Below are 13,074 nucleotides of genomic sequence, written 5' to 3' on the forward strand. Positions count from 1 at the left end.
TCCGTCGACGCCGTTGGTGCCGGGCAGCTCAGCCTGCAGCAGTGCCGAGCCTACCGTTTGATCAACTGGATCGCGCTGGTGCCACCTATCGGCGCACGTCTATAGTTGCGCGCATCACAACAATCATGGCCGTGGTCACGCGGCCGGATCGTCGAAGCGCTTCGACGATCCGTCGCTCAGGCCCGTCAACCGGGTGTCGAGCCTGGCCGCACCGGTCTCGGCGCCCACTGGGCGCCTGTCGTACGACATGAGGAGAACCACATGCGGAACAGGCGCCTCCGGCGCGGAATCACCGCGCTCGCGCTCGCCCTGCTGGTCCTGCCGGCCGTTCCCGGCACCGCGCACGCCGAGCCCACCTACCCGTTCCGAGATCCACACCTGCCCGTGAACGCCCGGGTCGACGATCTGCTCGGGCGGCTCACCCAGGACGAGAAGATCTCGTGGCTGCATCAGTACCAGCCAGCCATCCCCCGGCTGGGTATCGGCTTGTTCAAGACCGGCACCGAGGCGCTGCACGGGGTGGCCTGGTCGACCGACATCGACAACAACGGCGCGGTGGTGAAGGCCAGCGGTACGTCCTTTCCCCAGCCGGTGGGCATGGCCAGCACCTGGAACACCGACCTGATCCAGCAGGTCGGTTCAGCCGTCGGCGACGAGGCACGCGGCTACCACGCGCAGAATCCCCGAGTCTGGGGTCTCAACCTCTGGGCCCCGGTGGTCAACCTGCTGCGCGACCCCCGCTGGGGCCGCAACGAGGAGGGCTACTCCGAGGACCCGCTGCTCACCGCCGCGATCTCCACCGCGTACGGCTCGGGGATGACCGGCGGGGACCCCGACCACCTGAAGAGCGCCCCGACCCTCAAGCACTACCTGGCCTACAACAACGAGATCCGTCGCGACGTGACCTCGTCGAACGTGCCCCCTCGGGTGCTCAACGAGTACGACCGAGCCGCGTTCAGGCCGGCCATCGCCGCCGACGCGGCGACCGGGGTGATGGCCGCGTACAACCTGGTCAACGGTCGTCCCGCGACGGTGGACCCGGACCTGGCCACGGTGGTGCGCAACTGGACCGACCAGCCGCTGATGAACGTCACGGACGCCTGGGCGCCGAACAATCTCGTTGCCTCCCAGGGGTACTACGCCACCCAGGCCGAGGCGAACGCCGCGATCGTCAAGGCCGGCCTCAACAGCTTCATCACCGATGACACGAACGCGCAGCCGACCATCACCGCCATCAAGCAGGCACTGGCGACCGGCCTGCTCACCGAGCGAGACATCGACGCCCGGATCCGGGAGATCCTCAACGTGCGGTTCCGGTTGGGTGAGTTCGACCCGGGCGGCGGCCGGTACGGCGGCATCACCCCGGACGTCATCAACAGCCCGGAACATCAGCGACTTGCCCGGCAGGCCGCCGGAGAGGCGATGGTGCTGCTGAAGAACTTCCGGCAGGCACTGCCGCTGGACCCGGCGCGAACCCGCAAGGTGGCCGTGCTCGGTCCGCTGGCCGACACTCTCTACTCGGACTGGTACGGCGGCGACCTGCCGTATCAGGTGACTGCGCTCGACGGCATCCGCGAGCGGCTGGGCGGCTCTGCCAGTGTCAGCGGGCTCGACGGGGCGGACCGGATCGCCCTGAAGGATGCGGCGACCGGTCGGTACGTCACGGCCACCGGCACCACCGACGCCGACCCGGTCACCGCCACCGGTGCCACCGCGTCGCTCGCCGCGCAGTTCGACGTGGTGGACTGGGGCCAGGACGTGGTGACGCTGCGCAACGCCGCCAACGGCCGATACCTCGGTTACAACTGGGGGCCGTTCCTCACCCGCGACGAGCAGCCGAACGGCTGGTACGTGCAGCAGCAGTTCAAGGTGGAGCCGCAGGCCGACGGGACCGTGGTGCTGCGCTACGTCGGCTACGAGACCAAGGAGAGCTGGTTCGGCGCCGAGAAGTACGTGACGGTCGGCGACGACGGTGCCCTCAAACTCGGCTCGTCGACCCCGGCCGCCGCGACCCACTTCAGCCGCGAGGTGGTCAGCAGCGGGATCGACCGGGCCGTCGCGGCGGCCAAGGCAGCCGACACCGCCGTGCTGGTCGTTGGCAGCAACCCGTTCATCAACGGACGCGAGGCGCATGACCGGACCTCCACGGCGCTGAGCGCCGGCCAGGAGGCGCTGGTCAAGGCCGTGGTCAAGGCCAACCCACGGACGGTGCTGGTGCTCCAGACCAGCTACCCGGTCACCATGGCCTGGGAGCAGGAGCACGTCCCGGCCATCGTCTGGACCACCCACGCGGGCGCCGAGACCGGGCACGCTGTCGCCGACGTCCTGTTCGGCGACCGCAACCCGTCCGGCCGGCTCACCCAGACCTGGTACCGCTCGGACGGGCAACTGCCGCCGGACCTGCTGGAATACGACATCATCTCGTCCGGGCAGACCTACCTGTACAACACCGCGAAGCCGCTCTACCCGTTCGGCCACGGGCTGTCGTACACCGGCTTCCGGTATGGCCAGCTCCGCACCGGCGCCCAGTCGGTCGCGGCCGACGGCACCATAACGGTCAGTGTTGATGTGACCAACGTCGGCAGCCGGGCCGGGTCCGAGGTGGTCCAGCTCTACACCCACCAACGCACCTCGCGGGACAGGACGCCGATCCGCCAGCTCAAGGCGTTCCAGCGGGTGCAACTGGCATCCGGGCAGACCCGGACCGTGACGCTGCGACTGCCGGCCGCCGACCTGGCGCACTGGGACGTCACCCGCAGCCGGTGGGTGGTCGAGTCGTCGACCTACGACCTGTCGGTCGGTGCGTCCGCCGAGGACATCCGGGCCCGGACCGCGGTTCGGGTGCGCGGTGAGACGATCCCGGCCCGTGACCTGTCCCGGCCCACCAGGGCGGAGAACTTCGACCGGTACGCGGGGGTCCGGCTGGTCGACGAGACGAAGGCTCGCGGTACGGCCGTCGGTGCCACCGCTGCCGGCCAGTGGATCTCCTTTGCCGGTTCCGCCCTGCACCCTGGTGCCCACACCTTCACCGCGAAGGTCGCCAAGGCCGGCGCGGACGCCGGCACGATCCAGATTCGGCTGGGCTCGCCCACCGGCCGGCTGCTGGGTACGGCCACCGTGCCCGGCACCGGTGACGACTACCGGTATGTCAGCGTCAGCACCGAAGTGGCCGGCGTTGCCGGCACCCACGACGTGTACCTGGTGTTCGATTCCGCGCTGCGGCTGGCCGACTTCTCCATCAGGTGACCGGAGCCCGGGCCGGGGCGGTCGTCGACCCCGGCCCGGGTCGGTCCTGACCGCTACGCCGCCCGGTGGCTGCGGGAGGGGTCACCAAACCAGCGCGGATTCGTCGGATGATGCCAGCAGGGTCTGGGGTCAGGCTGGGCGCTCTGCCCCGATCCAAGGGTATTTGTACATAGACGGTCTCCAATTGATGATTGCATTCGTCACACGTATGACCTACGCTCCGAGGAAGACTTTCGTAGCGATTGGCAAGTAGTACGGTCGGGCGACGGAAGTCCCCCGCCGGCCCTTAGTGGCGTCGCTGTTCCGTACTCGTCGCTCGATACGCGCATCGAACACCATGTCGACGACAAGTGGAAGGAACAGCACGTGAAACCAGTCATATCCGCCGCCCGAACGTCATTGTTGGCGGTTGCGGTGCTCGTCTCCGCCGTGCTGCCGGCCGTGCTGGCAAATCCAATGCCGGCCTCGGCCGCAGCCCAAGCGACCTACTACGTCGCCCCGGATGGTAATGACGCCAACCCGGGGACGATCCAATCCCCGTTCCGGACTCTGGAACGCGCGCGGGATGTCGTTCGTACCGTAAATGCGAGTATGACCGGCGACATCAACGTCTACCTTCGTGGTGGGAGTTATCCGGTCAGCAGCACGGTCGAATTCGGTCCGGGTGACTCCGGCACCAACGGATTCCGGGTGATCTATGCTGCCTACCCCAATGAGAAGCCGGTCCTCGACGGTGGTGTCCAGGTGACCGGGTGGACCCAGCACAGCGGTAACATCTGGAAAGCGCCGCTTGACCGCGCCAGTAAGCTGCGGGCGCTCTATGTCAATGACAAGCGGGCGTACATGGCTTCGAAGACGATCAGCTCGGCGGGTTGCTACGGGACGTACAACATCACGGCCGGCCAGGCGGCATGGGCCTGGGAATCAGGATCGCAGTGTGATGGCGCCAAATACAGCATGGCCGATTTCCCCGCCGTCGCCCGCAATCACGACGATATCGAGATCGAAACGGGGACGACCTGGACCACGGCCATCGTGGGAGTCCGCCAGGTGACCACGAGCTCCGACGGCGCGAACCGGGTTGCCCTGTTCCAGCAACCAGGTGCGGCCATCGCCCAGGGTGCGTACAACGGCAATGCCCAGGTTGGCGGCACCCACAAGGTCATGAACGCCTACGAGTTCCTGGACTCGCCCGGCGAGTTCTACTTCGACAAGAGCAGCCGGACGGTCTACTACTACAAGGCCAGTACCGAGAACATGTCGACCGCGACGGTCTATGCGCCGAACAACGTGACCACCGTGCTGCGGGTCGCCGGCACCTCGACGAGCAGCCACGCGCGTAATGTCACGTTCTCCGGCCTGACGGTGCGGCACTCCGATTGGAACCTGGTCAACGTCGCCGGCTCGGCTTTCAAGCAGGCGCAGCAGGGCAATCTCAGCGCCAACGCGTACGCGAAAGGCAACTTCCACGTCTACTACTACCGGAATGTCGACGTTACCCCCGGCATCGTCCAGATACAGAACGCCGACGGGATCCTCCTGCAACGCAACCGGATCGAGCACACCGGCGCGGATGGGATCAACATGGTCAACGACGTGCAGGGCACGCAGTTGATCGGTAACTACACCAACGACATCGCCGGTTCCGCCATCACCGTGGGCCATCCCCAGCACGTCTACATCGGAGACGGCACGTCGACCAATCGCGAGAAGTACTCCGCGCAGGTCGAAGGACTGCCGAAGAACATCGACATCAAGAACAACTACATTTACGACAGTGCTGTCCTGTTCAACGGGCACAGCCCCATCTCGGCATACTTCGCCGACACCCTCACCATCCAGCACAACCGGATCGAGAAAACCCCGTGGTCAGGCATCACCCTCGGCTGGGGCTGGTGGAACTTCGACGGATCGTCGGGCTCGATCGTGCCCAACCGGCCTACCACGACGGCGAGAAACAACAACATCAGTTACAACCACATCATCGACACGGTGCAGCGCCTCAGCGACACGGCTCCCATCTACACGCTGGGCAGTCAGCCGGGGACCACGATCACCAACAACTACCTCCAGGGCGTTCCCGCCGGCCACAAGTACGGACTTCACCCAGACGAGGGCTCGGCATACATCACGTTCCGCGACAACGTCCTGAGCGTGGACAAGAATGTCACGTGGCTCATCAACTCTGACGACTTCGGGCGCAAGCACGACCTGAACATCACGCAGACCTACGGCCCCATCAACAAGGTCTCCCAAAAGACCCTGCCGAACAGCACGATCCACGACATCCTCGTCTCCTCCGATTATGTCTGGCCGGCGGCGGCCTATGGCATCGCCGCGAGCTCCGGCCTTGAGGACTCATTCCGGGACATCATCCCGGCGAACAATCTCTCCACGCCGAATTACGTCCTCCCGGCCAGCACGTTCGTCAGCAGCGGAACGTCGTCGATCCCGATCCGAAGCACCGGCGACGCGACCAGGACGGTCTGGCTCGCTCCCTCCGGTACGACCGCCTTCGCCGCCGGCCCGACGATGACCAGCGCGGGCGGCATCGCCACCTCGATTGCCGTGCCGACGTCGCAGGGCGAGTACCGGCTCTACGTCCTTGACGCTCAAGGCAATCGATCAGTGGAGTCAACCTCGATCGTCAGGCAACAGGGCACCGGCAGCGGTCAGCGGACCGGGCAACTCGTGGGTGGCCAGTCAGGCCGGTGCGTCGACGTGCCCAACTCCACAACCGCCAACGGCACCCAGATGCAGCTATGGGACTGCTCCGGCGGCACGAACCAGCGATGGAGCTACACCGCCAGCAAGCAGCTGACCGTGTACGGCAACAAGTGCCTGGACGCGTCCGGGGCGGGCACGGCCAACGGCACCGCGGTCATCATCTGGGACTGCCATGGCGGGCTCAACCAGCAGTGGAACGTCAACACAAATGGCACCATCACGAACGTCCAGTCCGGGCTCTGCATCGATGCCAATGGCGCCGCCACCGCCAACGGCACGAAGGTCATCCTCTGGTCCTGCAATGGAGGCGCGAACCAGCAGTGGAGCCTGCGCAGCTGACCAACCACCCGGGGCCGGGCCGACCCGGCCCGGCCCCGGGCCAGACCCCTCCCAAGGTCCTTGAACCACCCTCAAGGTACGCGCGGACCCGGGCGCTTCCCGTTCAACGCGGTGGCGAGACGTACAGCCCGGTCCTGCACCCCATCTCGCCCGGCTCCAGCCAGATCTGGTCGTACCCCGGCATTTCGATGGCTCCGCCGGGAGTCCGGACCAGCAGGAGGCAGTCCCGCTCGGCGGGTACGCCTACCGTGGCAACGAGGGCATTCTCGTGGGTGACCGTGTCGACGGTGACGTGCTTTTCGGGAAATGCGGCCCGCACCGCGCCCGCGAGGGTGTCGGGTGTGGCGGTGCGCAGCGCCGCGGTGAGACGGTCACGCGCATCGGGGGGCAGCGTCGGGAACGGCACGGCGGTGGGCACCGGAGGAGTCGCCACCGCCGGGCAGTCGATCTCCTCAAATTTGGTGTAGCGATAGAGTTCGAGCAGGTAGCGGTAGCACCGCGTGGCCTGGCCGGCGGAGTTGCCGAGGTCGCCGAAGGACGCCCCGTTGTCCTCTGCCACTGTCACCACGAAGCGGACGTCGATGGTGGCCTGCTCGCTTCCGGCGGTCCGACCCGACCAGGCCAGCGGCTCACGTCGGACGTTCGAATTCTCGCCGTCCACCGCCTTGAGGATCTCGGTCGCGGCGATGTACTCGGCGTCCCGTACGCGATTGCGATGTCCGAGGTCCTTGGCGAGGAGCTCTGCTGAGGTGGCGGCGATGTCCCGCGCCATCGAGTCGCCATCGCTGGACTGCACGCATCCTGCCGACACCAGGCAGAGCACCACCGCAGCGCAGGTCAGAGGCGTGGATCTGAAGCGTCGGCGGCTGTGGTGAAGAAAGGCCATGGCGTCGAGCATGCCGGCCGGCGGTGGCGGCAGGATGAGTGCTCGTACTCATCCTGCCGTCTGGTGATGGCGGTGACCGCCGGACCCCTACCGGGTCCGGCGGCCACGTCCGCGTCAGTCGGTCTGCGGGGAGCTGCTCGTGGATCGACGGCGCGCCGAGGTCCGCGGGGCCCTCCGGTCGGGCGGCCCGTGGGTTCGCGAGTAAGTAGCAACGCCGTTGCGTTGAGGGCGGGGGTCGGCATGGCAACGCCCTGTGGGGTTGAGAACGTACGGCGCCTGGTGTCGGAGCAGGGTAGGCATCCGGGCGGGCGGAACGGCGTGTGCGTCGAGCCCACGCCGCCGCGTCGGGAAGGTCGAGCACGTCCGCGTCAGATCGCCTTCAGCGATGCGAGGACGTCGAGGTAGTGCGGGTTCTTCATGACGCCCAGCACGTTGCCGAACGGGTCGACGACCGCTGCGGTGATGAACCCCTCGTCCCCGTGGGGAGTGATCGGCTGGTACTCCGTGGCTCCCATCGCCAACAGCCTCTCGACGGTGGCGTCGAGATCGTCGACGTACCAGTGCATGATTACGCCGCCAGGCCCCGTCGCAGCACCGGGCGGCGCGTACCTGCGGTCGATGATGCCCAGCTCGGCCTGGTAGTCGCCGATGCGGAACTCGGTGTAGGCCGGGCGTCCGTCAGGCCCCGGGCGCATGAAGTACGACTCCACGCCGAGGAAGTCCGCGTACCACGCGGTGGCTGCCGCCACGTCGTCTGCCCAGATGTTGAGTGTGGCAAATCCTCGCAGGCTCACCGGGTGTCCTCTCGTTGATGTCTTCGGTGTTCGACGTTATCTGCGATTGCGGAAGGTGCGCTTCCGCAATTCCAGCTCGCACCCGACGACATCGAATGCCCGTCGCCGGTGAACGCGCCACCGACCAGCACCGGTTGATCGCCCGAGGACGGCACCTCGACGACCTGTTCGACGAGCAGCGCTGACCGCTCGGGTCAGAACAGCGTCAGGGTCTCGACCGGTATCGGCTCGGGCAGCGCGTCAAGCTCGGGTACGCGTGCCCGTACCTCGTCGTGGAACCGGCGGGCGAGCACTGGCGCGTCGGCGTTGTCCGGGGTGTGGATGAACATCGTCGGCGAGCGTCCCTCGCGTAGCCAGGTGACGGTGACGTCGATCCAGCGTTGCCACCCCTCGACCGTGCGCGTCGAGTCGTCCCGGCCGAGGTAGCGGACGATCGGCCGGTCGGTCAGCGCGAGCGACCGGAGTGGCACACGCGGTTTCCTGGTCCAGGCGTCCCGCTCCGCGTCGCTGGTCGGTGGGCTCGCGAAGAACGCGGTCGTGTCGAAGGGGATCCACTCGGCTGACGCGGCGGTGAGGGTCGCCTCGAGCAGCCGGGTCGCGTGGGCGTCGGTGAAGAACGCGGGGTGGCGGACCTCCACCGCGTACCGGTGAGCCTGCGGGAGTTGATCCAGGAAGCGGCTCAGGGTCGGGACGTCGGCGGGCGCGAACGAGCCGGGCAGCTGGATCCAGAGGGCGTGGGCGCGGGGGCCGAGCGGTTCGATCGCGTCCAGGAAGGCGCGCAGCGGTTCGCCGACGTCGGTGAGTCGGCGTTCGTGTGTGATGACCTTGGGAAGCTTGAGGACGAACCGGAAATCGGGATCAGTCTGCGCGGCCCACGACGCCACGGTGTCCCGGGCCGGGGTCGCGTAGAACGTCGTGTTTCCCTCCACGGCGTCGCACCAGCTGGCGTAGTGCCGCAGGCGCTCCGCAGGCGGTAGCGGATGCGCCAACAGGCGACCCTGCCACAACCTGTGGGTCCACATCGCGCACCCCATGTGAAGACGCATGGCCGCCCTTCCCGTCGGTGAACCGCGCCTGACCGCAGCCCACCGTATACGCGCGTCACCGGACGCGACCGGACGCGACCGGACCGGCGGTGCGACAGGTAGGGTCCGGCGCCATGCGTGTCCTGTTCGCCAGTCTTGCGTCCGTCGGTCACACCTACCCGCTGATTCCGCTGGCGATTGCCGCCCGGGAGGCCGGTCACGAGGTCCACTTCGCCGCCGGTCCGGCGGTGCACGCGCCGCTCGCCGCGAACGGCCTACGACCGTTCCGCCCCGGCGACGCCTTCTACGAGATGTACGCCGAGGATCTCGAACCGGAGTTGGCGCGGCTCCGCCCCGACCTGGTGGTGCATGAGTGGGGGCTGCCGGGGGCGGCCATCGCCGCTCATCGGGCCGGCATCCCGGGCATCTGGCACGGGTTTGGCCGATTGTTCCCCGACGGCATCGGCCTCGAACTCCCCACCAGGAACACCGAGGTCACCGGTCGGCCGCACGTCGACATCTGCCCGCCTTCCCTCCAGGACAGGAACTTCCTCGCCACGGAACGTCGGATCGCGCTGCGACCGGTCCCGTTCTCGACACCGTCCCCGCTGCCCGGGTGGCCGAGCCGTCGGACGTCCCGGCCGTTGATCTATCTGTCCCTCGGCACCGCGTTCGGGACGCCGGAGCTGCTCAGCACGGCGGTCGCCGGGTTGGCGACGATGGACGCGCAGGTGGTAGTCGCGGCGGGTCGGGTGCCCCTGGAGCAGCTTGGCGAGATCCCGGACCACGTAAGCGTGTATCCATGGGTGCCGCAGGCGGAGCTGCTGCCGCACGTCGACGCCGTCGTGCACCACGGGGGCAGCGGCACCACCCTCGGCGCGCTCGCGGTTGGCGTACCGCAGATGCTGTTGCCGCAGGGGGCCGACCAGTTCGCCAACGCCGACGCGGTCAGCGCCACGGGTGCCGCCCTGCGTCTCCTTCCCGACGAGGTGAACGCGGACGCCATCGCCGAGCAGGTCCACAGGCTGCTGCCGCAGCACGGCAACGCCGAGCATCGCGACGCGGCCCGCGTGATCGCCGAGGAGATCGCCCGCATGCCCGCACCCGCCGCCGTCGCCCGCCGGCTACCGGAGTACGCCGAGACCGCTTGAACCTCAGTCCGCGAACAGCAGTGTCGCGAGCTGCGCCGGATCGGCCACCACCTCGATGCCGATGATTCGGTCGGTGACGATGAAGCTGATCGCGATCCGGACGCCGCCGCCGAGTGCCACGACCGCACCGGGCAACCCGTCGACGTACGCCGGCACGGCCGCTTGGGCGCGGCCGTTGAAGAAGCCGGCGATGGCGGCCGAGCCGCGCGTCTCGACGGCCGGCCACAGGGTCGCGGCCACCGCGTCGGCGCGCATGACGACGTGCGGGTCCAGCAGACTGACCAGGTCGTCGAAGCGGCCCTCGCGAGAGGCGGCGAGAAACGCCTCGACCACCCGCCGCTGGCGGGCCGGATCGGCCTCCCGGACCGTCCCGTCCTGGTGCACCCTGCGTCGAGCCCGGCTGGCGATCTGGCGGACGGCGGTCGGGGTGCGGTCGACCACGGTGGCTATCTCTTCGAACGAAACCGCGAACATGTCGTGCAGTACGAACACGAACCGCTCGGTCGGCGCGAGGGTGTCGAGGACGACTAGGAGCGCTCGCCCGACCGACTCGGCCAGCAGGGCCTCCCGTTCCGGGTCGACCGGCCCGTCGCCCGTCGGGTCGGGCTCCGGGCCGGGGCTGTCCCACGGCTGCTCCGGCCGGGCGCTTCGCGTGCGCAGCCGGTCCAGACAGACCCGGCCGACGGTGGTCGTCAGCCAGCCGGGCAGATTGTCGATGCTGGCGGAGTCCGCCCGGCTGAGCCGTAGCCAGGTGTCCTGGACGGCGTCCTCGGCCTCGGCGCCGGAGCCCAGCATCCGCTGGGCCACCGCCCGCAGCCGTGGCCGGTCCTCCTCGAAGCGTCGGGCCAACTGGTCGGCCTCGCTCATGACCTCTCCACCCCCGGACGCAGGTGAGTCGTCCTGTGACCGCCGCCATATCTGTCACGCCGTCGGCTCGGCCTGCGACATCCCAGTGACAGCAACCGGGACGTCGCGCCGCGACGAACGCCGGGCAGCCTAACAGGACGGAACGATAGGAATGGTCATCGAACCGCGCATCCAGAACCCCGCCAACCTGCTGCCGGACGCCGTGAAGGCGATCAATCTGCTCTACAAGGCCGCGCATTCGGCCGGGGTGCCGGACAGCACTCTGGAGCTGGTGCACCTGCGGGCCAGCCAGATCAACGGATGCAGTGCCTGCGTCGACGCGGGTGCCCGGAGTGCCCGGAAGGCCGGTGAGACCGAGGAGCGATTGTTCGCGGTCGCCGTCTGGCGGGAGACCCCGTACTTCACCGAGGCCGAGCGGGCGGCGCTCGCGCTCGCGGAGGCCGCCACCCGGCTCGCCGACCGGGCCGACGCCGTGCCCGACGACATCTGGGCGGAGGCGGCCCGGCATTTCGGCGAGAAGGAGCTTGCCGCGATCGTGCTCTGGGTGGCCACCGCCAACTTCTTCAACCGGATCAACGCCACCACCCGTCAGCCGGCCCCGCAGACGTGGGGCTGATCAGGCCGTTGATACCCCGAGCGTGATCACTTGTTGCTCGGCAGTTGGCGCGGGCCCTCGCTGACTGCCGAGCGTCAAGTGCTCAACTTTGAAGCGATCGTCAACTCAAGGTTGACGAAAGGGGTGCGTCAACTTACGGTTGACGCATGACGGATCCCAGCCAGATGAGCAACACCGTGAAGCTCGACGACCTGATCCAGGCGATCAAGAAGGTGCACACCGACGCGCTCGACCAGCTCACCGACGCGGTCATCGCCGCCGATCACCTCGGCGAGGTCGCCGATCACCTGATCGGGCACTTCGTCGACCAGGCCCGGCGCTCGGGCGCCTCCTGGACCGACATCGGTCGCAGCATGGGGGTCACCAAGCAGGCCGCCCAGAAGCGCTTCGTGCCGAAGCCGACCGACGCGGCGCTCGACCCGAACGACGGCTTCGGCCGATTCACCCCCCGGGCCCGCAACGTGGTGATGGCCTCGCAGGAGGAGGCCCGTGCCAGCGGAAACGCCGAGATCGGCCCCGAGCACCTGGTGCTGGGTCTGCTGGCCGAGCCGGAAGGGCTGGCCGCCAAGGTGATGGCTGGTCGGGGCGCCACTCCCGAGGCGGTGCGGGAGACGGTAGGTGCCGCCCTCCCGCCGTCGGCCGACCAGGTCCCGGACCTCATTCCGTACGACGCGCGCGGCAAGAAGGCGTTGGAGCTGACCTTCCGGGAGGCGCTGCGCCTCGGGCACAACTACATCGGCACCGAGCACATCCTGCTCGCCCTGCTGGAGCAGGAGGACGGCGCGGGCGTGCTCACCAACCTTGGCCTGGAGAAGGCGGCGGTCGAGGCCGACCTGTCCGTCGCCCTCGCCGCCGCGGTCGCGCAGAAGTGACCTCTTACAGTCAGGGGGTCGGGAAGCCGTAACGCAGGGCGTGCTCCGGATCGGCCGGGTCGATCTGGCGCACGCCCGCGTCGGCGAGGCGCTTGTTGACCTCGTCGAGCTGCTCGCGCACTAGTCGGGCCTCCTCCTCGGTGACCCGACCCCGGTGCGGCTTGCCGGCGTGCTCCAACGTGCCGTAGTCGATCTTTTCGGCGCTCTTGCGGGCCTTGGGCGGGCGAACCCGCTCGGCCGTCCTCAGCAGCTGCGCCATCGGCACGTCGGTGGCCATCGCGTCGAACTCGCTGGCGGTCAGGACCACCCGACGGGGCTCACCGCCGCCGTGCCGGTCGTGGATCTCCACCACCGCCACGTCCAGGGCGGCATCGTCGATGTTTTCCACCTCGCCCGGGGTGGCGTCCAACTGCACGGGCCCGGCGACCAGGTCCGGGTGCTCCAGCACGACGATGCGGACCACCTCGTCGTCCTGCTGCAGAACCGTGCCGGTGAAGTCGGAGACGTGGATCGTCTTCTTGCCCATGCGCGGAGCTTCTCCTGTCGTAGGC

The 13,074-nt window shown here is 68.3% G+C and carries 10 protein-coding genes; 5 read left to right on the forward strand and 5 right to left on the reverse strand.

Annotated elements, in window-relative coordinates; genetic code table 11:
- The first annotated feature begins 261 nt into the window (after positions 1 to 261).
- Together OG811_RS16755 and OG811_RS16760 are read left to right on the forward strand one after the other, a co-directional pair.
- On the forward strand, positions 262 to 3,246 hold the full coding sequence (locus OG811_RS16755; RefSeq protein ID WP_406066980.1) for a glycoside hydrolase family 3 C-terminal domain-containing protein: 2,985 nt from the start codon (positions 262 to 264) through the stop codon (positions 3,244 to 3,246).
- Between the two features lie 366 nt (positions 3,247 to 3,612).
- Positions 3,613 to 6,312, forward strand: coding sequence for a ricin-type beta-trefoil lectin domain protein (locus tag OG811_RS16760; protein ID WP_406066981.1), 2,700 nt, complete (start codon positions 3,613 to 3,615; stop codon positions 6,310 to 6,312).
- Positions 6,313 to 6,415: 103 nt separating this feature from the next.
- Here OG811_RS16760 and OG811_RS16765 read toward each other — a convergent pair whose 3' ends face one another.
- The 3 genes from OG811_RS16765 to OG811_RS16775 form a co-directional block, all read right to left on the reverse strand.
- Complete coding sequence (locus OG811_RS16765) at positions 6,416 to 7,108, reverse strand: hypothetical protein (protein ID WP_406066982.1); 693 nt, start codon at positions 7,106 to 7,108, stop codon at positions 6,416 to 6,418.
- Between the two features lie 458 nt (positions 7,109 to 7,566).
- Positions 7,567 to 7,992 carry a VOC family protein gene (locus OG811_RS16770; protein ID WP_406066983.1) on the reverse strand — a complete coding sequence of 142 codons (426 nt, stop codon included), beginning with the start codon at positions 7,990 to 7,992 and terminating at the stop codon, positions 7,567 to 7,569.
- A gap of 194 nt (positions 7,993 to 8,186) precedes the next feature.
- Entirely contained in the window at positions 8,187 to 9,014 is an 828-nt protein-coding gene (locus tag OG811_RS16775; RefSeq protein WP_406066984.1) for a DUF72 domain-containing protein, read from the reverse strand.
- Positions 9,015 to 9,151: 137 nt separating this feature from the next.
- On the opposite strand from OG811_RS16775, the gene OG811_RS16780 reads away from it, so the two are divergent.
- Entirely contained in the window at positions 9,152 to 10,168 is a 1,017-nt protein-coding gene (locus tag OG811_RS16780) for a glycosyltransferase (protein WP_406066985.1), read from the forward strand.
- A 3-nt stretch (positions 10,169 to 10,171) separates the two neighbouring features.
- Here OG811_RS16780 and OG811_RS16785 read toward each other — a convergent pair whose 3' ends face one another.
- Positions 10,172 to 11,035, reverse strand: a complete 864-nt coding sequence (locus OG811_RS16785) for a sigma-70 family RNA polymerase sigma factor (RefSeq protein WP_406066986.1) — start codon at positions 11,033 to 11,035, stop codon at positions 10,172 to 10,174.
- Between the two features lie 151 nt (positions 11,036 to 11,186).
- Between OG811_RS16785 and OG811_RS16790 the strand changes: the two genes are divergently transcribed.
- Together OG811_RS16790 and OG811_RS16795 are read left to right on the forward strand one after the other, a co-directional pair.
- Entirely contained in the window at positions 11,187 to 11,651 is a 465-nt protein-coding gene (locus OG811_RS16790; RefSeq protein WP_406066987.1) for a carboxymuconolactone decarboxylase family protein, read from the forward strand.
- A 146-nt stretch (positions 11,652 to 11,797) separates the two neighbouring features.
- Positions 11,798 to 12,523: a Clp protease N-terminal domain-containing protein gene (locus OG811_RS16795; protein WP_406066988.1), complete on the forward strand. Its 726-nt coding sequence runs from the start codon at positions 11,798 to 11,800 to the stop codon at positions 12,521 to 12,523.
- Between the two features lie 10 nt (positions 12,524 to 12,533).
- Here the strand turns inward: OG811_RS16795 and OG811_RS16800 are convergent, their stop codons facing one another.
- A complete protein-coding gene (locus OG811_RS16800; RefSeq protein ID WP_406066989.1) occupies positions 12,534 to 13,049 on the reverse strand; it encodes a hypothetical protein in 516 nt (171 codons plus the stop codon).
- Positions 13,050 to 13,074 lie beyond the last annotated feature (25 nt).

The sequence above is a fragment of the Micromonospora sp. NBC_01638 genome, from assembly GCF_045209745.1.
GTDB lineage: Bacteria > Actinomycetota > Actinomycetes > Mycobacteriales > Micromonosporaceae > Micromonospora.

What these genes read in the sequence shown, in the direction of transcription:
- OG811_RS16755 (WP_406066980.1), top strand. Translation starts at nt 262, where the DNA reads ATGCGGAACAGGCGCCTCCGGCGCGGAATCACCGCGCTCGCGCTCGCC.
- OG811_RS16775 (WP_406066984.1), bottom strand. Translation starts at nt 9,014, where the DNA reads ATGTGGACCCACAGGTTGTGGCAGGGTCGCCTGTTGGCGCATCCGCTA.
- OG811_RS16780 (WP_406066985.1), top strand. Translation starts at nt 9,152, where the DNA reads ATGCGTGTCCTGTTCGCCAGTCTTGCGTCCGTCGGTCACACCTACCCG.
- OG811_RS16785 (WP_406066986.1), bottom strand. Translation starts at nt 11,035, where the DNA reads ATGAGCGAGGCCGACCAGTTGGCCCGACGCTTCGAGGAGGACCGGCCA.
- OG811_RS16790 (WP_406066987.1), top strand. Translation starts at nt 11,187, where the DNA reads ATGGTCATCGAACCGCGCATCCAGAACCCCGCCAACCTGCTGCCGGAC.
- OG811_RS16795 (WP_406066988.1), top strand. Translation starts at nt 11,798, where the DNA reads ATGACGGATCCCAGCCAGATGAGCAACACCGTGAAGCTCGACGACCTG.
- OG811_RS16800 (WP_406066989.1), bottom strand. Translation starts at nt 13,049, where the DNA reads ATGGGCAAGAAGACGATCCACGTCTCCGACTTCACCGGCACGGTTCTG.